Raw genomic sequence first — 22,641 nt, forward strand, 5'->3', positions numbered from 1 at the left:
CCAGCCCAAACATTAGCCAACGAACCTACGTGCCCGAAAACGAAGCAGATCCGAATCAGGTCTTCCAGCGCCCGACCTCGAAGGCCTCCAGATGCCCCCGGATGTTGTCGGGATCGAACACAGGCCCGGCGAAGGCGCCGAACGCCGCTGGAGCTTCAAGGGGCGCCGGGCTGCCCAGCGCGGCGTCGTAAAGCTCGGGCCTGAACACCGCCATTGCCGTCTTGACGCCGTCAGGGGTCAGGGCCGTCTGCCCCCAGCGCACCATCTGGGCATAGAGCCAGGCGGCCTGGACCGGATCGGGGCGCCCTGCTCCCTCGCGCCCAACGAGGAGGTAGCGGCCGCTTTCGCGGAAGGTGCCGTCGGGCGAGATCTTCAGACGTCCGTCGAGCGTGCGCTGGATGACCTCGGCATCGACGCCGATCCGCTCCGGCTGGGCCAGGATCTGCGCCACCTCCGTGCGGTTCACTGGATGCTCGATGAACTCGGCGGCTTTCACGGCCGCGCGCACCAGCGCCGCGACCACGTCCGGATTCTTGTCGGCCCAGGCCTGGCGGACGGCCAGCACCTTCTCGGCCGCACGGATCAGGATGTCGGAGACGAAATGCAGGATGTGTCCAATGCCGAGATCGACCGCGACCGAATTCCAGGGCGCGCCGACACAGAAGGCATCGACGTGGCCGTTCCTGAGGCTGTCGACCATGTAGGGCGGCGGCAGCACCACGAGGCGCACGTCCTCATCGGGATCGACGCCCGCCGCGGCCATCCAGAACCGCAATTGATAATTGTGGGTGGAGAACGGGAAGGTCATGCCGAAGGTCAGCGGCTCGGCCCCTGCCTTGCGCCTGATGGCAACGACCTTCGCCAGCGCCTTCGCGGTCGCCATCGGGTCAAACCGATCGCCGTCGATCTCCTCCATCAGCGCGGCATGGAGCGCCGGCGACACCGTGATGGCATTGCCGTTGATGCCGAGATTGAAGGGCGCAGCGATCGGCACCTTGACGTGACCGAGCCCGAGCGAGGACGCGATCGCCACCGGCGCCAGCAGATGCGCGGCGTCGAACAGGCCGATATTGAGCTTGTCGCGGACGTTGGACCAGGACACCTCGCGCACCAGCTCGACGTCGAGGCCTTCGGCTGCGGCAAATCCCTTGTCGACGGCGACGATCAGGGCGGCGGCATCGACCAGCGGAATGAACCCGATGCGGAGGGGAACGGTCATTTCAGCATCTCCGACGCGGTGATGATCGACTGCGCGATCTCGCCGATTTTCTTCTTCTCGCGCATTGCGGTGGAGCGCAGCAGCACATAGGCCTCGTCTTCGGTCAGGCCCTTCACCTTCATCAGAATGCCCTTGGCGCGCTCGATGACCTTGCGGTCCTCCAGCTGCGACTTGGTCCGCTCCAGCTCTTCCTGCAGCTTGGCGAAGGCGTTGAAGCGGGACACGCAGAGGTCGAGAATCGGCTTGATGCGCTCCTTCTTCAGCCCGTCGACGATGTAGGCGGACACCCCCGCCTCGACCGAGGCCTGGATCGAGGCTGAATCGCTCTGGTCGACGAACATGGCGATCGGCCGCTTCACGGCGCGGCTGACCTGGAACATCGCCTCCAGCACGTCGCGGCTGGGGTTCTCCAGATCGATCAGGATGATGTCGGGGTCGACCGCATAAATACGGGCGAGCAGGCTCTGCATCTCACTGATATGGACGACCTGGGTGAACCCGGCGTCCCGCAACCCTTCCTCGAGGATCGCGGCCCTGACAGGGCTTTCGTCGACGATCACGATTTTGGGCGACTGTTCGGCGCTCATGGCTCACTCGCGGCAGCTGATTCATCCATAGCACGCCGGAACGCCCTGCAAAGGGTTGTAATTATGAGCAATTGGGACTAGCTCAGGCCGGTCAATCAGGCAGTTCAGATATGGATCAGACGGCTGCGCCCGAGGTCAGCTTCGTGTCGCTCGGGTGCGCGTGAGGAAACGAACGTGAACTTTCAGTGCCCCACTCTGCCCGAGGGCAGCTGATCTAAGCCTACGCTCTCACGGAATCTTCGCGCCAACGATCATCTTGTCGATAAGCGGCACCGCGGCCAGCACCGCTGCCTCAGTGCGGCCGGAGACCGCGAGCCGCACGACGTAAGAATTGCGGTCCTTGTCGAGATCGGCGTAATGCGCGATTAACTCAACCGGCTGGTCCTTCAAGGATGGATTATCGTAGCGGTTGACGATGACCTTGGGGTTGACCGAAAGAAGCGGGGTGATCTTGGCATTCTTGCCGGATGTCGTCGCCCAATCCTTATCGCTCGTTGCGACCCATTCAACCAATTCGGTCCGGTCGTGGTTGTAGCGGCTTTCGGCATAGATGATCACTTCGGCCTTACCAAAACTCTTGCCGTTGGGCACGAACATCGAGACACCGTACTTGAGGCTCGCGGCCTCGTCCCTCGCCCACCCATCGGGTGCCGTCACGCGTGGCCTGAATTCCGGACACATTCGTTCTTGCCGATCGCAGACATGGATGATCTTGTCGACTTCAGCTCGTGCCGGGAACATCGCGCAGGAAGCAGTAATGAAAGCCAAGCCGAAGATGAAACGGCGCATCGTGATCAAGCTCCGTGAAATTCCGTGAAATCAAGCGACGCGCGAGGACTGCATTGGATTGGCTTCGCGCCGCATACGTTAGTTGTTGAATTTTGCCGTCGGTTCAATTACTTAGATCACAAATCCAGACAATTCAGATAGGCTCCAGGCGATACATGGACAGAGCGCCGCGCATTTCATTCACGTCCCTCGGCTGCCCCAAGGCATTGGTGGATTCCGAGCGCATCATCACGCGGCTGCGCGCGGAGGGCTATGAGCTCGCCCGCAAGCATGACGGGGCCGACATCGTCATCGTCAACACCTGCGGCTTCCTCGACAGCGCCAAGCAGGAATCGCTCTCGGCGATCGGCGAGGCCATGGCCGAGAACGGCAAGGTGATCGTGACCGGCTGCATGGGCGCGGAACCGGAAGCGATCGAGCAGGCCTATCCCGGCGTGCTCTCCATCACCGGCCCACAGCAATATGAGAGCGTGCTCGATGCCGTGCACCGCGCGCTGCCGCCCGCGCACAATCCGCATCTCGACTTGGTGCCGCCGCAGGGCATCAAGCTGACGCCGCGCCACTACGCGTACTTGAAGATCTCCGAAGGCTGCAACAATCGCTGCACCTTCTGCATCATTCCGAAGCTGCGCGGCGACCTCGTCTCGCGCCCAGCCAACGACGTGCTGCGCGAGGCCGAGCGCCTGGTCGGCGCCGGCGTCAAGGAGCTGCTGGTGATCTCGCAGGACACCTCCGCCTACGGCGTCGATCTCAAATTTGCCGAGAGCCCGTGGAAGGACCGCCAGGTCCGCGCCAAATTCCTCGACCTCGCGCGCGAGCTCGGCGAGTTGGGCGCATGGGTCCGGCTGCAATACGTCTACCCCTACCCGCATGTCGACGAGGTCATCGCGCTGATGAACGAGGGCAAGGTGCTGCCCTATCTCGACATCCCGTTCCAGCATGCGAGCCCCGAGGTCTTGAAGGCGATGAAGCGCCCGGCGGCGCAGGACAAGACGCTGGCGCGGATCAAGCGCTGGCGCGAGGAATGTCCCGATCTCGCTTTGCGTTCAACCTTCATCGTCGGCTTCCCCGGCGAGACCGATGCGGACTTCGCCTATCTGCTCGACTGGCTCGATGAGGCCGAGATCGATCGTCTCGGCTGCTTCAAGTACGAGCCGGTCGCCGGCGCAACGTCGAACGCGATCGAGAACCCGGTACCGGAAGAGGTCAAGCAGGCGCGCTACAACGCACTGATGGCCCGCCAGCAGAAGATCTCGGCACGCAGGCTGAAGCGCAAGGTCGGGACGCGCCAGCAGATCATCATCGACGAAGTCGGCCCGACCGTCGCCAAGGGTCGCTCCAAGGCCGACGCGCCGGAGATCGACGGCGCGGTCTATCTGACGAGCCGCCGCCCCTTGCGCGTCGGCGAGATCGTCACCGCCAAGATCGAGCGCGCGGACCAATACGATCTGCACGGCAGCGTCGCGGGATTCTGAGAGCACGGCGTCAGGCCGGCCATTTCGGTACCCAGCGCTGCGGCTTGGGTGCGCGGAAGAGATCGCATGCACTGACCAATGAAGAGGGTTTGAGGCGAGTTGGTCATGTCGCTTCTCCCGATGCCCGCTGTTCGTCCTGCGCGGCGAACACCTCCTTGGCTGCGAATAGCCCGTTCAGCGCAGCCGGGAAGCCCGCATAGACGGCCATCTGCATGATGATCTCCACGATCTCGTTGCGAGACAGCCCGACGTTCAGACCCGCCTCGAGATGCACTCTGAGCTGAGGCGCAGCATTTCCGAGCGCCGTCAGCGCGGCGATCGTCGCGATCTCTCGATCGCGCAAGCCGAGGCCCGGGCGGCAGTAAATGTCGCCGAACGGAAACTCGATCACGTATCGCGCGAAATCCGGAGCGATGTCGGCGAGTGAGGCGATGACTTTTTCGCCGGCACTGCCGTCAATGCGTGATAGGGCCCGCTGACCGCGGTCGAAGCGGCTTTCGGCTTGGGTTTGGGCGTGCGTCATTTTCCTTCGTCCTCTGTTCGCCGCCGGCATAGCCGGCGATCTTGGTATCAAGGACGAGCAGGCATTCCTGGAGTTCGGCAATCTGCGTGCGAACCTGTTCCCGGTGGATTTCAAGCATCTGCCGCCGGGCGGGCCCGGTGGCTTCGCCTTCGTCACGAAGCGCCGCATAACGCAACATGTCCCGGATTGGCATTCCGGTGGTCTTGAGCCGACCGAGGAATGCGATCCATGTCAGGATTGATGCGTCAAAATCACGTTGACCGGAGCGATCCCGGTCAGCGTATGGAAGCAGCCCGATGCGCTCATAATAGCGCAGCGTGTGGGTCGACAAGCCGGTTCGTTTTGCGAGGTCGCCGATCTTCATGTGTGCCCGTTCTCGTATTGACGCAAGCACAGATACCCCTTCGAGCGCACTCTAAGTCAAGGGGGATCGGAGGTGCCGTTCCCGCGAGGACAGGATGGCGCGACAGCAGAAGATTTTGGCGCGCCGGCTGGGCGGCAGGATCGCGGGATTCCGAGCTTCAGGATGCCGCCAGCCATTTCGGCACCCAGCGTTCCGGGCGCGGAGCGCGGGCGAGATCAGCCTTCGCTTCGGATAGCAACGCAGGCTCACCGTCGATGGTCGGGCGCACATCGTATTCGAAGCTCGGCATGACGCGGCCGTCGGCATAGAGACCGAACTTCATCGCATACCATAGCCCGAGTTCGGGCTGCGCGCGGCGCATCTCCTCGCGCAGATCGCGAAGCAGGGATTCGATCGAGGCGGCTTCCCCGAACGGCTGCGGCCCGCGTGACAGGACGCGCGCCTCGTACTGCTTGCCGACGATCGCAACCTCGAAATGCGTCTTGTCCCATGGAGTCTTGCCCTTGGGTAGATGCGCGGCAAGCCGCCAGCCGAGCTCGGCCATCAAGCGGTGATTGGCCCAATAGTCCTCGCGATCCCTGCTCCATTTTTCGACAAAGCCGCGGAAGTCGGGCAGATCCGGCGCACCTTCTTCAGATGTCGACTTGTCACCAGCCGGCTGCCGGGCGAGCCATTGCGCAAGCTCGACCGTCTGACACGCGACATCCTCATGCGGCCGCAGATCGCTCCAGGCGCGGTCGAAAGCCTGCGATGTGAGCTTGCCGAGCAAAGCATCGAGGCTCGGTGCGAGCAGCTCGTAGTCGCCCTCCGACCCCAGTCCCACGATCGGCGGATTGTCCCGGTCGAGACCGGCGCCGTACCAGCCACCCACGGCCGAGCCGTCCGGCAGACGCATGAACAGCGAGAACCTGTCGCGCAGGGGACTGCCGTCGACGATCGGCGCGTGATCTGCGAACTGGCCCTGCAGCGCAAAGCAGCCGACGCTGCCCCAGGGACGTCCCTCGAGCCAGCCGGCAAAGTCGACCAGCAGCCGCGGCGTCTCGATCCCCGGCGGAAATGCGCCGCGAATGCTGTCGAGGTCGATCGGATAAGGCGTGTCGGACAAGGCTGAAACTGTCTCGTTGGTCCCGCCCTCTTGGTCTGAGCCGCCGTGCGTCCGGTTCGAACCAATTGGCGTACCTCGATCACAAACGCGCCAGCGACGCGATGGTTTCTGCGCGGCGACAATGAAATGACGGGAAACCAGCGGTATCTGGAGCAGACCATGCGCGCGCCGGTAACCGCGTCGGCCTCACTCGCACGCTTCGTCGTCTCGGCCGCCGCGGCGCGACGCGCGAAACTGCCTGCGGAGCGCGTATTGTGACACTATAGTGCATTCACGCAGGGGTCACGGACTCGGCCTAACTCTGCCCGCGCTTTTCAACGCGAGCGAGGAACGAGGATGAGCCTCTCGGGTATGCTGCGCACACAGCGCTTCGACGATTACCGCTTCTACCACCAGAGCACCGTCAACCAGACGCTGCATCTCTTCAGCGCCGTGATCTTCCTGTTCTGCTACGCGCTGCTGTTCATAGACCCCGCGCTCGCCGGCATCGTCGGTTGGCTTGCGATGCTGACGCGGCAGACCGGTCATTTCTTCTTCGAGCCGAACGGCTATGACGCCGTCAACGGCGTCAGCAACGAGTACAAGGAAGCAGTCAAGGTCGGCTACAACCAGACCCGCAAGATCGTGCTGCTGCTGGTCTGGGGCAGTGTGCCGCTTGTGCTGTTCGCCTTTCCGACGCTGTTCGGACTGTTCGATCCGCCGGCCGGGCGCCTCGACTTCGTCCGGCACGTCGGCGCGCTCTGGCTCGCGGTCGGCATCGCCGGCGGACTGGCGCGCATGCTCCAGCTCTTCGTCACCCGCGACCTCACGACCGGCCTGGTATGGGCGTTCAAGGTGCTGACCGACCCGTTCCACAATATCGCGCTGTACTGGAATTCGCCGCTCAAGCTGATGCGCGGCGAGCTGATCGACTCCGCGATTGCGGAGGCGGATTGGGGCGACGAAGACGCCGAGGAAGCCGAGGAAGCCGCCCACCTGACCTGACCGATGCACGCGAGGCGCGTGTTCGGCAAAACGCCCGCTTGACAAGCCCCGGCATTCGCATGTATTGCCGCGCCCCATGATCAACCGGACCAACCAGCGCACCGCAATGCTCCGTCGTCGCTCCCGCGACGACGAGAGGGTGCGCCATGTCCGACGACGCCGCTGAACCACTAGAATTCAGCTCAAGTCTTCGAGAAGGCCGCACCCGCAAGGTGCGGCCTTTCTGCTTTTTGCGCCCGTTTTCCACCCGCCTCCAGAGGAGTACGACATGACCACGCATCCGTATGACGCGCTGATGGACATCACCGCACGGCCCAAGACCGTGTTCGTCCGCGGCGCCGGCTCCTACCTCTGGGACGACAGCCGCAAGCGCTATCTCGATTTCGTGCAGGGCTGGGCCGTGAACTGCCTCGGCCACTCCCCGCCCGCGGTCGCTGACGCGCTTGGCGCGCAAGCCAGGCGGCTGCTGACGCCGAGCCCGGCTTTCTACAACGAGCCGAGCCTCATGCTGGCGCAGGCACTCGTCGCAAACAGTGCTTTCGATCAGGTGTTCTTTGCCAACTCCGGCGCGGAGGCCAATGAAGGCGCGATCAAGCTCGCGCGCAAATTTGGCAGCGTGCACAAGGGCGGCGCGTTCGAGATCATCAGCTTCGAAGGCGGCTTCCACGGCCGGACGCTGGCGACGATGTCGGCCTCGGGCAAGAAGGCATTCGAGCCGCTGTTCGAGCCGAAGGTCGCAGGCTTCAAGAAGGCCAAGCTCAACGACATCGCCTCGGTCGAAGCTCTGATCAACGACAACACCGTCGCCGTGATGCTCGAGCCGATCCAGGGGGAATCCGGCGTGTGGCCCGCGACCGACCAGTTCCTGCAGCAATTGCGCGCGCTCACCGAGGAGCATGGCCTCTTGCTCATCTTCGACGAGATCCAGACCGGCATGGGCCGGACCGGAAAGCTCTTCCATTACGAGCACACCGGCATTGCGCCCGACATCATGACGCTCGGCAAGGGCATCGGCGGCGGCGTGCCCCTCGCCGCGCTGCTGGCGACCGAACGCGCCTCCTGCTTCGAGCACGGCGACCAGGGCGGCACGTTCAACGGCAACCCGATCATGTGTGCGGCGGGGCTCGCGGTGCTCGAGGAGGTCAGCAAGCCGGACTTCCTGAAAGCGGTCACCGAGACCGGCCTCCTGCTCGAAAGCGAGTTGCAGAAAGTCTCGGCCCGGCACGGGCTCGGCGGCGTACGCGGACGTGGGCTCTTGCTCGCGCTCGATCTCAAGCTGCCGATCGCGCCGGGCATCGTCGCGCAGGCGTTCGAAGCCGGCGTGCTCCTGAACGCACCGCAGGTCGACACGCTGCGCTTCATGCCGGCACTCAACGTCACGAAGGCAGAGATCGCCGAGATGATCGATTGTCTCGACGGCATCCTGACCAAGGCCGGCGCGGCACGGCGGGTGGCGTAAAGCATGATCCGGAAAAGTGCGCAGCGGTTTTCCGAAAAGATCATGCTCAAACAATAACGTAAAGCGCGATGACGATGCATCCTGATCGCATCGCGCTTTAGTGAGCGAAGGTGCAAGGTTCCGTAGCTCAGGGGATAGAGCACCGCGTTGCGGGCGCGGAGGTCCGAGGTTCGAGTCCTCGCGGGACCACGATCACGACTGAGTCAACCCGGCGCCCCGGCGCGCTAAGGCTCGACCACTGCGTCCCGTCACATGACGCGACGATGATGGGGCATGTCGCGGAAGAGGCGAAACCTGTCCTTCAGGATCCGCTCGCATTCGCAGGCCTCCCCGCGCAGGGTATCGATATCCCGGATGCGAATGGCCCCACGCCTCCCCTCGATGATGCCTTTCGCCTCGAAATCGGAAAGGGCCTTCGACACGCTCGGCCGCCTCACGCCGAGCGCGGTCGCCATGACTCCATGTGTCACGGGAATGCGGTCGCCCCCGATGCGATCCTGGGTGAGCAACATCCAACGCGCAACGCGCTCGGAGATGTCGTGCCTCGCATTGCACAATGCGATCTGCGCATTCAGCGCAATCAACAGCTGGACATATCCCAGCATGTGTTCGCGCGTCTCAGGGCTTTGGTGCAGGATCTCGCGGAACGCTTCGGCTTCGATGCGTAGCGCACTGCCGGGAACGCGGACAACGCTCCTCTGGACCGTCTGCGCCGCACCAAGCACCAGCGATACGCCGACAAAGCCAAACTTCCCGACGACCGCCACTTCGACCAGACCGTCCTTCACCGTTCGCACCATACGCGAGACCACGCCTGACTCGATGAAGTATGCAGCGTCCGGATGCCGCAAAGCATCCTGGAGAATTTCGTTCCGCTTCAGCGAGACGGCCTTGAGGTGCGGTCGAAGCAATTCGAATTGTGGCTCGGGCAGGGTCGCGAGGATCGCGTTCTGCACCGTACAAGGCGTCGTATGCGCCCCACCGACAAGTTTCGATGAAACGGGATTGAACATGTCCTACACTTGCCCCGCTATCGCAATCGGCAGATGGTCGTCTCCGAAACGAAGCGACCATCGACTTCGCCGCAAACTAGCCTTCGACCGCCGGGCTGCGTTGTGACATAGCAGCGCAGGCGCGACACACGGAACTGCAGAAGGGCCGAGAGCCCGCATCAACCTCTCACCCGCCTCACTCTCGGGGCTACGACCAGTGTGTCCGCGCACCCGTCGCGCCGGCATGCGCGCTCTCGCCGGATGACGTCAAAGCAAGAATTCGCTCTCGCGTGCGACTTCGCGCGGAATCGACCAGCATGGTGCCGGCCCAACGATAGACATTGTTCTCCCTGACCTGCTGCCGCATCAGCTTCATCCGCTCGGCTTGCTCATCCAGCGGCATGCTCATCGCACGCTTGATGGCGGCCGCGAGTTCCTCCGTGTCATAAGGGTTCACGATCAGGGCTTCCGACATCTCTCGCGAGGCTCCCGTAAAGCTGGAGAGAACGAGGACGCCGGCGTTGTCGTCACGCGAGCTGACGAATTCCTTGGCGACAAGATTCATGCCGTCGTGCAGGCTGCTGACGACACAGACATCAGCGGCGCGAAACAGCTTGAAAACGTCGGACGATTCATAGTGCCGCGCCACCAGTCGAATGGGAGCCTGCCGGTCTTGATGCCGAGCATTTATCGCATCGGCAAGGCTTTCAGCCTCAGCCTGCAGCCCGGAATACGTGTCGAGCTTACTCCGCGTTGGCGCTGCAACCTGAACGAAAGCGAGCCGCCCTTCCCAGGAAGGATCACGCGTCAAAAGCGCGTCGATCGCCCTCATGCGATCGGGAATGCCCTTGGTGTAGTCGAAGCGCTCGACACCGACGATCAGCTTTGTTCCCTCAGCCAGATCGAACTCTCTAAAGACTTCCGCCCGACACGTCTCTCGCGTCGGCACACTCGCGAGCGCGCTGGGAGGCCACTCGATCGAGATCGGATAAGCGCGAATCCTGGTTTCGTGGCCGCCAAGGCTGACTGCCTGCACCTCGCGGTCGATCCGGCTCTCCACAAAGCGATCGACGCACTCAATGAAATTGTTGCAGTGGAACTGGGTGTGAAATCCCAGAATCGTGCTTCCCAACATTCCCTCGATGATCTCCCGCCGCCACGGGCAGATGCTGAACGTCTCGGCGTTGGGCCAGGGGATGTGCCAGAACGAGATGATCGTCGCTTTCGGCAGACGCTGACGGATCATCTTGGGGACCAGGGCGAAATGATAGTCCTGGACGAGGACGACGGGATCTTCGGTTCGCGCCTCTGCGACGACGGCATCGGCGAAGCGTTGGTTTATCTCCCGATACATGTGCCAGTCGCCGCTTCGAAACGCCGGTCGCACGAACACGATGTGACAGAGCGGCCACAACCCTTCATTGGCGAAGCCATAGTAATAGCCGTCCTGCTCTGCTTCGGATATCCACACACGCCGCAGAGTGTAGCTAGGTGCACCTTCCGGAACCCTGATCCTGTCGTTCGCGTCGACGGTTTCCCGGTCCGCGCTGCCACTGCCGTGCGCGACCCATGTGCCGCCGCAGGCGCGCATGATGGGCTCCAGCGCGGAGACCAGCCCACTTGCCGGACGTTGGACGACAATTCCGTGATCCGTCCGGTTATGAATGTAGGGCTCGCGGTTCGAGAGGACCAGAACCTCGGCGCCCGGCAACACGCCATGGAGTAGCTCCTGCAATGCTTTCGGAGTCCAGTCGATCTGATGCGCCACGCTGAAATCTTCAGTCCGCCGCAGCAGCTTGTGAATCTCGCGATCAAGGGCCGACCCGGTTGCCGGAGGATGCTTCCCCGCCGTCCCTAGACGAACCTCGTCGACTGCGCGCCTGAGTGAACTCATCCAGCTCCTGAGCATGAACACGGCAAAGATGATCGAGCCGACGGTCAGGACCAGCACGACACTGGCCAGGGAGGCTAGCAAATAGGCCACGACCTGGCTCGAGCGCACGCTGGCAAAGCTCAAGTCGGTCAGGATCACGAGGTAGGATCGGCCCCTGAAACCGTTGACGGGAAACGCCGCGACGAGAATCCGTCGCCCATCGACAACGATGTCCGAGAAGCTCTCGTTTTCCGATTTCGCGATCTTGTCGCAGCCGAAACTCGGCGGCATTTCTGGCGTCGGCGCGACCAGCGCGCCCGCGTGGCTGCAAAATCCGACCGCGAGAATCTTCTTGTCCTGCGCAACGCGCCCAAACAGATCGCTCAGGCGGTCCCACGACTGATCTTCGACGTCTCGGTCGAGGAAGGGCTGGATCGCATTGAAGACAAGCCGCGACCGCGCCTGCACATCGCTGCGCGACCATTGCTGAACGATTCCGCCCGTGAACGGAGAGATACCAAACGCGACGATCATGGCGACGGCAACGCCGAATACGCCGAAGCGGAGAAAATCCCTGAACCGGATCGGCATGACTTCAACGCGACCGGTTCTGGATCGTGAGTGCGGCTTTGATCAGCGGTGTCGGCGCATACAGTCCATAGATGATGGAGGACACGGTCACGACCCCTTCCGGAATTTGAACGCGTCGGCGAATGAGCCGATCCTGCGAGGTTTCGAGTGAACGAGGTTCGTGACTGCAATAAGATGGTGCGAGTAGACCTCCACCAGTTGCTCGATCAACATCCGATTCTGATCGGGCACGCCTTCAAGGCGGTAGATTTCATCGACGCAGGACAATAGCTCGGAGGTGCACAGGCGGCTCAAGGCCTCTGCTGCATCCGACTTGCTGATGTACAGCCGCTCCGCGAGCCGCGTGGCGCTCCACTCCGATCGAGGATCGGATCGAATGAGAAGAAGCGCCTCGATCTGTGCCACGGAGTCGATCCGCTCAAAGATGAAGTCGCGCAACTCCTCGGAAACGTACTGATCTGCCATTGCGAGCGTGCGAGCATTGCGTTTCATGACCAAGGGCGTACGGCGCGCCTATCGACCGTCGTGGGCCTAATTCCTGGCCAGGTCCGAGGGCCTTTCGGAGTTGCACGCAAGACAGACCGATCGCACGACCATGCGCCCCGCGACCGCACGCCGTTCGTGCAGATGCGGCGTCCGCGCTGCGCAGACCATGCATTGCGCTTCAGGATATTTGAATTCGGATTTTGCAGTATCTGACATCTTGCCCCCGCAACAGATCGTCGGAATTCCACCCGCCACAACCGGGATCGAATCGTGGCAGCCCCGAGAACTTGATGTGCCGCAAAAGCGGACACAATCGGGCATAGGACACGATGGGTACGATACCGTACCGACAAATCCCGTATTGCGGGTTCGCGCGCCGGCGTCTCAGGGTTTCAGGATCGAAGCCCCCGTGGTCTTGCGGCTTTCGAGATCGATATGCGCCTTGGCGGCGTCCTTGAGCGCATAGGCGTGGTTGATCGGCACGTGCAACTTGCCGTTGATGACGGCGGCGAACAGCGTGTCGGCGCCCTCCAGCAGTTCCTTGCGCGTGCCGACATAGTCGTTGAGCTTGGGCCGCGTCGCGAACAGCGAACCGTGATTGTTGAGCTCGGCGATCGAGAACGGCGGCACCGGACCTGAGGCATTGCCGAAGGAGACGAACATGCCGCGCGGCTTCAGGCAGGACAGCGAGCCCGGAAAGGTGGCCTTGCCGACACCGTCATAGACGACGTCGCAGCCCTCGTTGCGGCTGATCTGCTTCACGCGGGCGACGAAATCCTCCTCGTTGTAGAGTATGACGTGATCGCAGCCATTGGCCTCCGCAAGCTCGGCCTTCTCGCGCGAGCCGACCGTGCCGATGACATGCGCGCCGAGCGCCCTCGCCCATTGGCAGGCAAGCAAGCCGATGCCGCCGGCGGCTGCATGAATCAGCACGCGGTGATGCGGCTCGACCTTGAACGTCTTGTGCAGGAGATACCAGACCGTCAGCCCCTTCAGCATCAGCACGGCGCCCTGCTCGTAGGTGATGTGGTCGGGCAGCTTGACCAGCTTCTCCCAGGGGATGTTGCGCTCGCCGGTATAGGCGCCGAGATTGTGATAATAGGCGACACGATCGCCGGGATGAAAATTCGTGACGCCCGGCCCGACCGCGACGACCTCGCCCGAGGCCTCGTTGCCCGCGATGAAGGGCAGCCCCGGCGCCTTGTAGAGGCCGGTGCGGTAATAGACATCGATGAAGTTGAGGCCGACCGCATGCTGGCGGATGCGCACCTCGCCCGGCCCGGGCGCCGGCACGTCGACGCCCTCATAGACCAGGGCCTCGGGGCCTCCGACCTTGTGCACACGGATGGCTTTGGTCATCATTTGACCTCCTCTTCTCGCGACTGAGCGAAAGCCATCGCGCCAGCCTTGTCAACTCGGGGCCGGCCGCAACGATCAAGCAGACGACTTGCGGGCCTTCCTGCGGTTGCGCTTGGCCAGCACGTTGAAGAATTCCACCGCCGCCGAAAACGCAATCGCGAAATAGATGTAGCCGCGTGGAATATGAAACGCCAATCCGTCCGCGACCAGCGCGACGCCGATCAGCACCAGGAAGGCCAGCGCCAGCATCTTCGTCGTCGGATGCTCCGCGACGAAGCGCGACACCGGGCCCGACGAAATGTACATGATCAGGCATGCGATCACGACGGCCGCGACCATGATTTCGATGTCCTGCGCCATGCCGATCGCGGTGATGATCGAATCCAGCGAGAACACGATATCGATGACGATGATCTGGACGATCACCCAGAAGAAGGCGCTCCCGCCGGACTTGTGGTCGCCCTCGCCGTCATCGGCCTCGACCTCGGCGTGAATCTCGTGCGTCGCCTTGGCGATCAGGAACAGGCCGCCGCCGATCAGGATGAGGTCGCGCCAGGAGAAGTCGTAACTCGCAAACGAGAACACCGGCGCAGTCAGGCCGATCAGCCAGACCAGCACGCTGAGCAGGAGGATGCGGAACACCAGCGCCAGCGCGAGCCCGATCTGGCGGGCGCGGTACGCCTGCTGCTCCGGGATGCGCGAGACGATCACCGAGATGAAGATGACGTTGTCGATGCCGAGCACGATCTCGAGCGCCGTCAAGGTGAGCAGCGCTGCCCAGGCTTCCGGGCTGGTCAACAGGTGCATCACGCCAAGCATCTCGCCAAGGATCTCACCAGGCGGATCAAGGCGTCGCTGAAGCTGATCCAGAGCGCGATGGCGCAGAGCACGACGGTCACGCCGGTGCCGACGCGGAAATCCATCGCCAGCGTGTAGAGGCCCAGCACCGCCCAGATCGCGATCAGCGACATCGTCAGCCAGCGCAGCCGCACGACGCGGACCGGATGCAGCACGTGGAACGGCACGAAGGTCAGCACGACGAGTGCGGCCACCAGCAGCGTCGACCAGAGCGGCGGCCAGTGCAGCAGGAACAGATAGAACGCCGCCGCATTCCACAGCGCCGGGAAGCCGCGGAAATGATTGTCGTCGGCCTTCATGCGCAGATCGGCGAAATATAATGCGCTGGTGACGATGATGGCGACGCCGAGCAAGGGGGCTGCGACCGGCAGCAACAGCCCGCTCGCCACGATCGCGTAGGCCGGCACGAAGACATAGGTGACGAAGTCGACCACGAGATCGAGCACGTCGCCCGACCAGTTGGGCTGCACGTTCTTGACGTCGAGCCGGCGCGCGATCGGCCCATCGATCGCATCGATGATCAAGGCGACGCCCAGCCATTGAAACATCGCCGTCCAGTGCTCGCGCACGGCCTCCAGCATCGCCAGAAGCGCGATCGCCGCGCCGAACGCGGTGAAGATGTGCACCGAGAAGGCTGCGGCGCGGATCGCCGGTCTCGGCTTCAGGGAATCCTGCTGCGTATCCATGGCTTCTGCTATCAGAATGCGACCGGTTTGCACATCCGCCAATGCGGCGCACGATCGCACAATTCGCAATAAAATCAGGGAAATATAGGTGGGCTTGAATTTGCCGCCCGGCGTGTCAAATGTCGTTCCATGACAGACGCATCGACACTCCATGACGCGGCCGTGATCGGCGGCGGACCTGCCGGTCTTGCCGCGGCAATCGCCCTGGCGCAGGCGGGTGCCCGGACTGCACTGGTGGCGCGCCGCGTGCCCTACGCCGACAATCGCACCACCGCGCTGCTGGGCGCCTCCGTCGATCTCCTGGAAGGCCTCGACGTCTGGCCGCGCTGCAGGGACAAGGCGGCTGCGCTGGAAGTCATGCGCCTCGTCGACGACACCGGCCGGCTGTTCCGCGCGCCGGAGGTGCGATTCTCCTGTCACGAAATCGGCCTCGATGCGTTCGGCTACAACATCGACAACCGTTCGCTGATGCTGGCGCTGGAACAGCGCGCGGCCGAGCTGGCCAACCTCGTCCGCTTGGACGACGAGGCCGAAAGCGTCGTCATCGAAGCCGACGACGTCGCGCTGCGCACGGCCTCCGGACAATTTCTCTCGGCCCGCCTGGTGGTCGGTGCCGACGGCCGGCACTCGCTGTGCCGCGAGGCCGCCGGCATCGAGGTGACGCGGCGCGAGCTGAACCAGACCGCCCTGACCTTCAACGTCGGACACGCACGGCCGCATCGCAATGTCTCGACCGAGTTCCACACGCCGCACGGGCCTTGCGTGTTCGTCCCCCTGCCCGGCGATCGCTCCAGCGTCGTCTGGGTCTCCGCGCCCGCGGAAGCCGAGCGGCTTCGCGGCTTGAGCGACGAGGAGCTGTCCGCCGCGATCGAGAAGCAGTCGCATTCGATCCTGGGACGCATGACGGTGGAGCCCGGGCGCAACCTGTTCCCGCTCGCGATCGAACGTCCAAAGTCCTTCGGCCGCGACCGCATCGCGCTGGTCGGCGAAGCCGCCCATGTGGTTCCGCCGATCGGCGCCCAGGGCCTCAATCTCGGCCTGCGCGATGCCGCCGATATTGCGCGGCTCGCGAACCATGCCATCGCCTCGGGGCAGGACCCCGGCGCCGACGAGATCCTCAGGCGCTACGACCGCGCGCGGCGGCCGGATATTTTGAGCCGCACCTTTGCGATCGACATCGCCAACCGATCTTTGCTCAACGATTTCCTGCCGCTCCAGCCGGTCCGCGCCGTCGGCATGCACCTGCTCGGCGCCATCGGCCCGCTCCGGCGCTTTGCGATGCGCGAGGGGCTGACGCCGACGTGGCGGCGATAAGCCTCCTCACGGAAACGCCAGCCGGCCGGTCTGGATCGCCCACATTACGCTGGTCAGCGTGACCACCGAGGCGAAGGTGCCGAGCAGCACTGCCACGGAGGCGGATTCGATCCAGGCGTCGTTCTGCCGGGCGATCACGAACACGTTCAGCGCCGGCGGCAGCGAGGCCATCAGCACGGCGGTGGCCGCCCAGGGCTGTGCGAACGGACCGAACGCCAGCATCAGGCCGAACGCTGCGAGCGGATGAATCAGGAGCTTGACCGCGATCACGCCCGGCACTTCCCACGGCACCCGGTCGAACGGGCGCAGCGCCACGGTCACACCGAGCACGAACAGTGCGGTCGGAGCGGCTGCGTTCTGGAGGAAGGTGATGGTGCGGTCGAGCGCGACCGGCAGCTCGATATGCAGCGCAGCCACAGCCGCGCCGAAGCAGGCGGACATGATCAGCGGGTTGAGCACGATCTGCTTCAGCACGACGCCGAAGGCGTGCACGAGCGAGGGATGGTCGCGGTCGGAGAGCTCGATCAGGAGCGGCACGATCGTGAACAGGAAGATGCTGTCGCAGCAGAAGATCAGCGCGGTCGGCGCCGACGCCTTCGGCCCCAGCACCGCGAGCGCCAGACCCGGCCCCATGTAGCCGATATTGCCGTAGCCGCCGGAGAGACCTGCGAGCGTCGCCTCGCGCAGCGTCAGCCGGCCCAAGACCTTGCCGACGACCAGCGCCAGCGTGAACGCGGCAACCGTCGACAGCGTGGTCGCGACCAGGAATGGCGGGTTATTCAATTCCGAAAACGGTGTCTTCGACATGATCGCGAACAGCAGCGCCGGCAGCGACACGTAGAGCAGGAAGAAGTTCATCCAGGCGAGGCCCGATTCCGGGAGGGATTTGACCTTGCCGCAGGCGAAGCCGACGAAGATCAAGCCAAAATAGGGCAGCGCCAGATTGAGGATATCGGCCATTGATGAAGTGTTTTCTGAAGGCTTGGGGGCTATCCGCCCCGGAAACGAGGGTTAATTCCAGACGAGGGCACTAGCATCGGCCACAATCCTGGTCTATCGACGGGGAATGATTAAAGCGCGGACCGCGAAATTCCAGATCGGACAGGTCGTTCGCCACCGGATCTTCTCGTTCCGGGGGGTGATCTTCGACATCGATCCGGAATTCAACAACACCGAGGAGTGGTGGCTGTCGATCCCCGAGGAGGTGCGGCCCAACAAGGACCAGCCGTTCTATCACCTGCTCGCGGAGAACGCGGAATCGGAATACGTCGCCTATGTCTCGGAGCAGAACCTGTTGCCCGACGATTCCGGCGAGCCGGTCCGGCATTCCCAGGTCGCGGAGATCTTCATCAAGGACAAGGCCGGCGGCTATCGCCCCCGCAACTCATCACTGAACTGATCGTTGCCTGTTGGCGGCAAGCAAAAAAGGCGCTCGAAACGAGCGCCTTTTTCATATCGGAATCTGGCCTGATTACTTCTGCGCAGTCGGAGGTGCCCCGGGCGCGCCGCCCTGCTGCTCGAGCTTCTTGCGCTGCTCGTCGGCCTTCTTCTGAAGCTCTTCCTGAAGCTTCTTCTGGGTTTCCTCGAACACCTTCGGATCGGTCGGCGGACCGTCATAGGCCTTCTGGAATTCGCCGGCGAGCGGCAGCGGTAGGGTCAGCGGCGCGCCGTTGGCATTGATCGCCTGGACAACGAGATTCTGGCCCTTCTTCATGTTGTTGATGAGCTCGGGCGTGGCCTCGTAGTCGGACATGCAGCCGTTCTGGAAGCAGATCACATACGGGCTCTGCAGCGGTGGATTGTTGTCGACGATGATGCGGGTGCCGTGCACGAGCTGCATGCCGAGCGGCAGCGTCACGCGCAGGATCTTCTTGGGCTCGCCTTCCGGCTCGATGATGACGGCCGCGATGACCGGCTGTCCCGACTCGATGCGGCCGTCCTTGCCGGTGAAGCAGACTTGCTTGGCGTTGGCATCCTGGCCCTTGAGACAGAACTTGGTCCAGGGGGCGTAGATCAGCTGGATCTGCTGGTCGGCGGGCTGGGCCGCGCCCTGCTGCCCGGGAGCGCCCTGGGCGGGAGCCTGCTGGGCCTGCGGAGACGCTGCCGGTGCCGGTGCCTTGGGGGCAGCCTTGGGAGCCGCTTTCGGGGCCGGAGCCGCCTTGTGCGCGCCCGGGGCTGGTGCAGGGGTCTGGGCCTCGGCGGCAAACGGAATGGCCAACGCCGTCGCCGTCAACAGGGCGAGAAGTCGCCCGCGCGGCCGGACGGACGCGGCCAAGTAACGGAAATTCATTGCGGAAAACCCTTTCTGAACGGGAAGTGCCCGAACCGCTCCGAAGCGCCGAACCTGGCCGCCTTGGGCGCGGCTCTCTCCCCGTCAATTGAGGCGGATAGGTGACGGGCTCGACGCTCTTGCGCGATTGCCCGCCTTTTAACGTGGCCGACGAAAAGATCAATGCCGACAACCGCCTTTGGCCGGCTTGGCGCCAACGCCCCACCAAATTCCCTGTGATAGGATTCAGGCCCGCCGGTCGTCGAATCACCGTGTGCCGATGTTCATGTTCCAGCGCCTCCTCGAAGGCTTCGGCGTCCGCCTCTGCGTCCTCGCCCTCGCTGTGGTCACCGGACTTTTGGCAGGCGCCGCCCGGGCCGAGGAGGCTCATGCCATCGCCATGCACGGCAAGCCGGCGATGCCGGCCGACTTCACCCACATGCCCTACGCCAACCCCGACGCCCCCAAGGGCGGCCGCTTGACCTGGGGTATTCTCGGAACCTTCGACAGCCTCAATCCCTTCATCGTGAGAGGATTGGCCGTGCAGCAGATGCGGGGCTACGTGGTCGAGAGCCTGCTCGCCCGCGGCAATGACGAGCCGTTCACGCTCTATGGCCTGCTCGCCAGGACGGTCGAAACCGACGACGAGCGGAGCTTCGTCACCTTCCGCCTCGATCCGCGCGCCCGCTTCTCCGACGGCAAGCCTGTGCTGGCTGAGGACGTACTGTTCTCCTGGCAGCTGCTGCGCGACCACGGCCGCCCCAACCACCGGCAGTACTACGCCAAAGTTGCCAAGGCCTGGGCGACCGATCCCCTCACCGTCCGCTTCGATCTCACAGGCGCCAACGACCGCGAGCTGCCGTTGATTCTCGGCCTGATGCCGGTCCTGCCGAAGCACGCGGTCGACGTCGCGGCCTTCGAGGAGACCACGCTGATGGCGCCGGTCGGCTCGGGCCCTTATCGGGTGACGGCCGTGAAGCCCGGAGCCAGCGTGACGCTGACCCGCAATCCCGACTATTGGGGCCGCGACCTCGCCATCAACCGCGGGCTCTACAATTTCGACGAGATCCGGCTCGATTATTTTCGCGAGGCAAACGGCCAGTTCGAAGCCTTCAAGCGCGGGCTCTACGATTTCCGCATCGAGCACGAGCCGCTGCGCTGGCACGACGGCTACGATTTTCCGGCCGCACGGAGCGGCGATGTGATCCGCGACACCGCCAAGCCCGGCTTGCCGCAGCCCTCCGAATTCCTGGTGTTCAACACCCGCCGCCCGATCTTTGCCGACATCCGGGTGCGCCAGGCCCTGACGCTGCTGTTCGACTTCGAACTGGTCAACCGCAATTACTTCTTCGGGCTCTATTCGCGCGCTGCCGGCTATTTCGCCGGCTCGGACCTGTCGGCCTATGGCCGCCCGGCGGATGCACGCGAACGCGAACTGCTCAAGCCGTTCGCCGCACGGATTCCGACCGATATCATGGATGGCAGTTATCGCCTGCCGGTCACCGACGGATCGGGCCGCGACCGCACGACGCTGCGCGCCGCGCTGAAGCTGTTGTCGGAGGCCGGCTACGATCTCGACGGCACCGTGCTGCGCAATCGCGCGACCAAGGCGCCCTTCACCTTCGAGATCATGGTGACGACCCGCGACCAGGAGCGCATTGCGCTCGCCTTCCAGCGCGACCTCAAGCGCGCCGGCATCGAGCCGACCGTTCGCTCGGTCGATCCCGTGCAGTTCGACCAGCGCCGGCTCGCTTACGAGTTCGACATGATCCAGAACCGCTGGGACCAGTCGCTCTCGCCCGGCAACGAGCAATATTTCTATTGGGGCAGTGCTGCCGCGGACAATCCCGGCACGCGCAATTACATGGGCGCCAGGGATCCCGCGGTGGATGCCATGATCGCCGCCCTGCTGGAGGCCCGTGAACATACGGACTTCGTCCCGGCGGTGCGGGCGCTCGACCGCGCTCTGATCGCGGGCTTCTACACAATCCCGCTGTTTAACGTATCGGAGCAATGGATCGCGCGCTGGAATCGGATAGAACGGCCCAAGGCCACCTCGCTCTCGGGCTACTTGCCGGAGACCTGGTGGGCGAAGGGGCAGCCGCAAGCTCATCAGGCAAAGTGACGCCGTGAACCAGCCAGCAATATCGCCGACGCTCGACACGCTGTTTCAGCGCACGCTGATGCGGCAGCCGCACGCGCTCGCTCTGCTCGATCCCCTCAACAAGGCGCGTGTGACCGGGCACCAGCCGCGGCGGATGACCTATGCCGAGGCTGACACGGCCATCGAGGCGCTGTCGGCACATTTCGTCGAATCGGGCCTGCCGGCCAATTCCGTCATCGCGATCCAGCTGCCGAATACCGTCGAGTTCGTGCTCACCGTGCTCGCCGCCCATCGTGCCGGCCTCGTCGTCGCGGTGCTGCCGCTGCTCTGGCGGCACGCGGAACTGACCGCCGCGCTGAACCGGACCGCCGCGCGCGCCATCGTCACCATGAGCACGGTCGACGGCGTCAGCTATGCCGACCTCGCGATGCATGCGGCCGCCGAAGCCTTCTCCATCCGTCACGTCTGCGGCTTCGGAGGCGATCTGCCCGAAGGCATGGCGTCGCTCGACGACGTCCTCGCCCGCCCGCCCGGCCTGACGCGCGCCGTGATCCAGGACGGCCGCAAGGCGGCGATGATCTCCTTCGACGTCACCGCCGAAGGCTTCCGTCCGGTGCCGCGGCCGCATTTCAGCCTGATCGCCGGGGGGCTCGCCATGTCGCTGGAAGCCGATATCCGGCAGGGAGCGACCGTGATGGCGGCGTTCGCCCCGATGTCGTTCGCGGGCCTCGCCTCCTCGCTCGCGGTATGGCTGCTCTCGGGCGGCACGCTGGCGCTGCATCACCCGTTCGAGAACGAGGTGCTGGAGCAGCAGATCAACGAGCACGAATGCGAGGTGCTGATTGCGCCGGCGCAGCTCGCGCTGCGGCTCGGTGATGCCGACCTAGCGGCACGGCTGCCGACCGTGCGCAATGTCATCGGCCTGTGGCGCGCGCCCGAGCAGGTCGCGGCGAGCGATGCCTGGATCGCGCCGCATGCGCCGCTGACCGATGTCTATCTGTTCGGCGAGGCCGGACTGTTCGGCACCCGCCGCGGCGAGGACGGCATGCCGGTGCCGGTCATGCCCGGGCCGCACGGCGCCCCGCGCGAGCAGTCGGGCTCCTCCATTGCCGGCGAAATCCTGCTGACGCCGAAGGGCACGCTCGGCCTGCGCGGCGCGATGGTGCCGATCGCGGCTTACGCCCCGCCGCAGCCTGTCGGCGAGACGCTGACCGCGCAGCCGCCGCGCGACTATGTCGACACCGGTTACGCCGCGCGGCTCGACCGACCGAGCGGCGCGATCTGCATCACTGCGCCGCCCTCCGGCATCATGGCCGTCGGCGGCTACCGCTTCCTCTCCAACGATCTCCAGGAATGGGCGCGCCGGCTCGGCCAGGGCGCCCTGCTCACGGCGCTGCCCGACCGCCTCTCGGGTCACCGGCTGGCGGGACGCGCCCAGGACAATGCCCGCGCCCGCGAAGCGCTCAGCGAGCTCGGGCTTAACCCCCTGATGGTCGAGGCCTTTCGCGACCGCTCCGGCTCGGTCTAGGCATAGTTTTGCCCGTTCCGTTGACACTGCATTAAGGCGGCCGAACTAGGCTGCGCGGCATCTGTCGCGTGATCAG

At 64.2% G+C, this 22,641-nt stretch carries 21 protein-coding genes and 1 tRNA gene; 8 read left to right on the forward strand and 14 right to left on the reverse strand.

The annotated features are described in order from the left end of the window. Nucleotides 1-55: 55 nt before the first annotated feature. From EDE08_RS10325 to EDE08_RS10335, 3 genes are all read right to left on the reverse strand, one after another. Nucleotides 56-1,219 carry a CmpA/NrtA family ABC transporter substrate-binding protein gene (locus EDE08_RS10325; protein WP_131868770.1) on the reverse strand — a complete coding sequence of 388 codons (1,164 nt, stop codon included), beginning with the start codon at nt 1,217-1,219 and terminating at the stop codon, nt 56-58. Further along, entirely contained in the window at nt 1,216-1,806 is a 591-nt protein-coding gene (locus EDE08_RS10330; RefSeq protein ID WP_061881694.1) for an ANTAR domain-containing response regulator, read from the reverse strand. The genes EDE08_RS10325 and EDE08_RS10330 overlap by 4 nt, the downstream gene beginning before the upstream one ends. Nucleotides 1,807-2,034: 228 nt before the next feature. Further along, nucleotides 2,035-2,595, reverse strand: a complete 561-nt coding sequence (locus EDE08_RS10335) for a hypothetical protein (RefSeq protein ID WP_131868771.1) — start codon at nt 2,593-2,595, stop codon at nt 2,035-2,037. Between the two features lie 155 nt (nt 2,596-2,750). Between EDE08_RS10335 and rimO the strand changes: the two genes are divergently transcribed. Next, nucleotides 2,751-4,070, forward strand: a complete 1,320-nt coding sequence (gene rimO, locus EDE08_RS10340) for a 30S ribosomal protein S12 methylthiotransferase RimO (RefSeq protein WP_131868772.1) — start codon at nt 2,751-2,753, stop codon at nt 4,068-4,070. A gap of 103 nt (nt 4,071-4,173) precedes the next feature. On the opposite strand, the gene EDE08_RS10345 is transcribed toward rimO, so the two are convergent. From EDE08_RS10345 to EDE08_RS10355, 3 genes are all read right to left on the reverse strand, one after another. Then, nucleotides 4,174-4,593 carry a carboxymuconolactone decarboxylase family protein gene (locus EDE08_RS10345; RefSeq protein WP_131868904.1) on the reverse strand — a complete coding sequence of 140 codons (420 nt, stop codon included), beginning with the start codon at nt 4,591-4,593 and terminating at the stop codon, nt 4,174-4,176. Further along, on the reverse strand, nt 4,526-4,957 hold the full coding sequence (locus EDE08_RS10350; RefSeq protein WP_131868773.1) for a MerR family transcriptional regulator: 432 nt from the start codon (nt 4,955-4,957) through the stop codon (nt 4,526-4,528). The genes EDE08_RS10345 and EDE08_RS10350 overlap by 68 nt, the downstream gene beginning before the upstream one ends. 157 nt (nt 4,958-5,114) lie before the next feature. Then, complete coding sequence (locus tag EDE08_RS10355) at nt 5,115-6,062, reverse strand: hypothetical protein (RefSeq protein ID WP_131868774.1); 948 nt, start codon at nt 6,060-6,062, stop codon at nt 5,115-5,117. Nucleotides 6,063-6,398: 336 nt separating this feature from the next. Between EDE08_RS10355 and EDE08_RS10360 the strand changes: the two genes are divergently transcribed. The 3 genes from EDE08_RS10360 (at nt 6,399) to EDE08_RS10370 (ending at nt 8,694) form a co-directional block, all read left to right on the forward strand. After that, complete coding sequence (locus tag EDE08_RS10360; RefSeq protein WP_131868775.1) at nt 6,399-7,046, forward strand: hypothetical protein; 648 nt, start codon at nt 6,399-6,401, stop codon at nt 7,044-7,046. A 268-nt stretch (nt 7,047-7,314) separates the two neighbouring features. Then, entirely contained in the window at nt 7,315-8,505 is a 1,191-nt protein-coding gene (locus EDE08_RS10365; protein ID WP_131868776.1) for an acetylornithine transaminase, read from the forward strand. 116 nt (nt 8,506-8,621) lie between these two features. Beyond that, nucleotides 8,622-8,694: transfer RNA gene (locus EDE08_RS10370), tRNA-Arg, on the forward strand. 59 nt (nt 8,695-8,753) lie between these two features. On the opposite strand, the gene EDE08_RS10375 is transcribed toward EDE08_RS10370, so the two are convergent. The 6 genes from EDE08_RS10375 to pcsA form a co-directional block, all read right to left on the reverse strand. Further along, nucleotides 8,754-9,518, reverse strand: a complete 765-nt coding sequence (locus tag EDE08_RS10375) for a Crp/Fnr family transcriptional regulator (protein ID WP_131868777.1) — start codon at nt 9,516-9,518, stop codon at nt 8,754-8,756. A gap of 187 nt (nt 9,519-9,705) precedes the next feature. Then, complete coding sequence (locus EDE08_RS10380) at nt 9,706-11,961, reverse strand: alpha,alpha-trehalose-phosphate synthase (UDP-forming) (protein WP_131868778.1); 2,256 nt, start codon at nt 11,959-11,961, stop codon at nt 9,706-9,708. An 87-nt stretch (nt 11,962-12,048) separates the two neighbouring features. Then, nucleotides 12,049-12,453 (reverse strand): hypothetical protein, encoded by a 405-nt coding sequence (locus EDE08_RS10385; RefSeq protein ID WP_131874988.1) that lies wholly within the window; start codon nt 12,451-12,453, stop codon nt 12,049-12,051. Between the two features lie 378 nt (nt 12,454-12,831). After that, nucleotides 12,832-13,806 carry a quinone oxidoreductase family protein gene (locus EDE08_RS10390; RefSeq protein WP_131868905.1) on the reverse strand — a complete coding sequence of 325 codons (975 nt, stop codon included), beginning with the start codon at nt 13,804-13,806 and terminating at the stop codon, nt 12,832-12,834. Nucleotides 13,807-13,881: 75 nt separating this feature from the next. After that, a complete protein-coding gene (locus tag EDE08_RS10395; protein WP_131868780.1) occupies nt 13,882-14,616 on the reverse strand; it encodes a TerC family protein in 735 nt (244 codons plus the stop codon). After that, entirely contained in the window at nt 14,613-15,350 is a 738-nt protein-coding gene (pcsA, locus tag EDE08_RS10400) for a phosphatidylcholine synthase (RefSeq protein WP_207912919.1), read from the reverse strand. The genes EDE08_RS10395 and pcsA overlap by 4 nt, the downstream gene beginning before the upstream one ends. Before the next feature lie 129 nt (nt 15,351-15,479). Between pcsA and EDE08_RS10405 the strand changes: the two genes are divergently transcribed. Then, nucleotides 15,480-16,664 (forward strand): UbiH/UbiF family hydroxylase, encoded by a 1,185-nt coding sequence (locus tag EDE08_RS10405; RefSeq protein ID WP_131868781.1) that lies wholly within the window; start codon nt 15,480-15,482, stop codon nt 16,662-16,664. 6 nt (nt 16,665-16,670) lie between these two features. Here EDE08_RS10405 and EDE08_RS10410 read toward each other — a convergent pair whose 3' ends face one another. Next, nucleotides 16,671-17,624, reverse strand: coding sequence for an AEC family transporter (locus tag EDE08_RS10410; protein ID WP_131868782.1), 954 nt, complete (start codon nt 17,622-17,624; stop codon nt 16,671-16,673). Nucleotides 17,625-17,730: 106 nt separating this feature from the next. Between EDE08_RS10410 and hspQ the strand changes: the two genes are divergently transcribed. After that, entirely contained in the window at nt 17,731-18,063 is a 333-nt protein-coding gene (hspQ, locus tag EDE08_RS10415) for a heat shock protein HspQ (RefSeq protein WP_061881708.1), read from the forward strand. 72 nt (nt 18,064-18,135) lie between these two features. On the opposite strand, the gene EDE08_RS10420 is transcribed toward hspQ, so the two are convergent. After that, nucleotides 18,136-18,954, reverse strand: coding sequence for an invasion associated locus B family protein (locus tag EDE08_RS10420; RefSeq protein WP_131868783.1), 819 nt, complete (start codon nt 18,952-18,954; stop codon nt 18,136-18,138). A 259-nt stretch (nt 18,955-19,213) separates the two neighbouring features. On the opposite strand from EDE08_RS10420, the gene EDE08_RS10425 reads away from it, so the two are divergent. After that, on the forward strand, nt 19,214-21,058 hold the full coding sequence (locus EDE08_RS10425) for an extracellular solute-binding protein (protein WP_165935848.1): 1,845 nt from the start codon (nt 19,214-19,216) through the stop codon (nt 21,056-21,058). Between the two features lie 4 nt (nt 21,059-21,062). Beyond that, the gene (locus tag EDE08_RS10430) at nt 21,063-22,565 is read left to right on the forward strand and encodes a class I adenylate-forming enzyme family protein (RefSeq protein ID WP_131868785.1); all 1,503 of its coding nucleotides are present in this window, start codon (nt 21,063-21,065) and stop codon (nt 22,563-22,565) included. Nucleotides 22,566-22,641 lie beyond the last annotated feature (76 nt).

The sequence above is a fragment of the Bradyrhizobium sp. R2.2-H genome, from assembly GCF_004346455.1.
Lineage (GTDB): Bacteria > Pseudomonadota > Alphaproteobacteria > Rhizobiales > Xanthobacteraceae > Bradyrhizobium > Bradyrhizobium diversitatis.

Coding starts and splice junctions, on each gene's coding strand:
- EDE08_RS10325 (WP_131868770.1), bottom strand. CDS start 1,219: ATGACCGTTCCCCTCCGCATCGGGTTCATTCCGCTGGTCGATGCCGCC.
- EDE08_RS10330 (WP_061881694.1), bottom strand. CDS start 1,806: ATGAGCGCCGAACAGTCGCCCAAAATCGTGATCGTCGACGAAAGCCCT.
- EDE08_RS10335 (WP_131868771.1), bottom strand. CDS start 2,595: ATGCGCCGTTTCATCTTCGGCTTGGCTTTCATTACTGCTTCCTGCGCG.
- rimO (WP_131868772.1), top strand. CDS start 2,751: ATGGACAGAGCGCCGCGCATTTCATTCACGTCCCTCGGCTGCCCCAAG.
- EDE08_RS10345 (WP_131868904.1), bottom strand. CDS start 4,593: ATGACGCACGCCCAAACCCAAGCCGAAAGCCGCTTCGACCGCGGTCAG.
- EDE08_RS10350 (WP_131868773.1), bottom strand. CDS start 4,957: ATGAAGATCGGCGACCTCGCAAAACGAACCGGCTTGTCGACCCACACG.
- EDE08_RS10360 (WP_131868775.1), top strand. CDS start 6,399: ATGAGCCTCTCGGGTATGCTGCGCACACAGCGCTTCGACGATTACCGC.
- EDE08_RS10365 (WP_131868776.1), top strand. CDS start 7,315: ATGACCACGCATCCGTATGACGCGCTGATGGACATCACCGCACGGCCC.
- EDE08_RS10375 (WP_131868777.1), bottom strand. CDS start 9,518: ATGTTCAATCCCGTTTCATCGAAACTTGTCGGTGGGGCGCATACGACG.
- EDE08_RS10380 (WP_131868778.1), bottom strand. CDS start 11,961: ATGCCGATCCGGTTCAGGGATTTTCTCCGCTTCGGCGTATTCGGCGTT.
- EDE08_RS10385 (WP_131874988.1), bottom strand. CDS start 12,453: ATGAAACGCAATGCTCGCACGCTCGCAATGGCAGATCAGTACGTTTCC.
- EDE08_RS10390 (WP_131868905.1), bottom strand. CDS start 13,806: ATGACCAAAGCCATCCGTGTGCACAAGGTCGGAGGCCCCGAGGCCCTG.
- pcsA (WP_207912919.1), bottom strand. CDS start 15,350: ATGGATACGCAGCAGGATTCCCTGAAGCCGAGACCGGCGATCCGCGCC.
- EDE08_RS10405 (WP_131868781.1), top strand. CDS start 15,480: ATGACAGACGCATCGACACTCCATGACGCGGCCGTGATCGGCGGCGGA.
- EDE08_RS10410 (WP_131868782.1), bottom strand. CDS start 17,624: ATGGCCGATATCCTCAATCTGGCGCTGCCCTATTTTGGCTTGATCTTC.
- hspQ (WP_061881708.1), top strand. CDS start 17,731: ATGATTAAAGCGCGGACCGCGAAATTCCAGATCGGACAGGTCGTTCGC.
- EDE08_RS10420 (WP_131868783.1), bottom strand. CDS start 18,954: ATGAATTTCCGTTACTTGGCCGCGTCCGTCCGGCCGCGCGGGCGACTT.
- EDE08_RS10425 (WP_165935848.1), top strand. CDS start 19,214: ATGTTCATGTTCCAGCGCCTCCTCGAAGGCTTCGGCGTCCGCCTCTGC.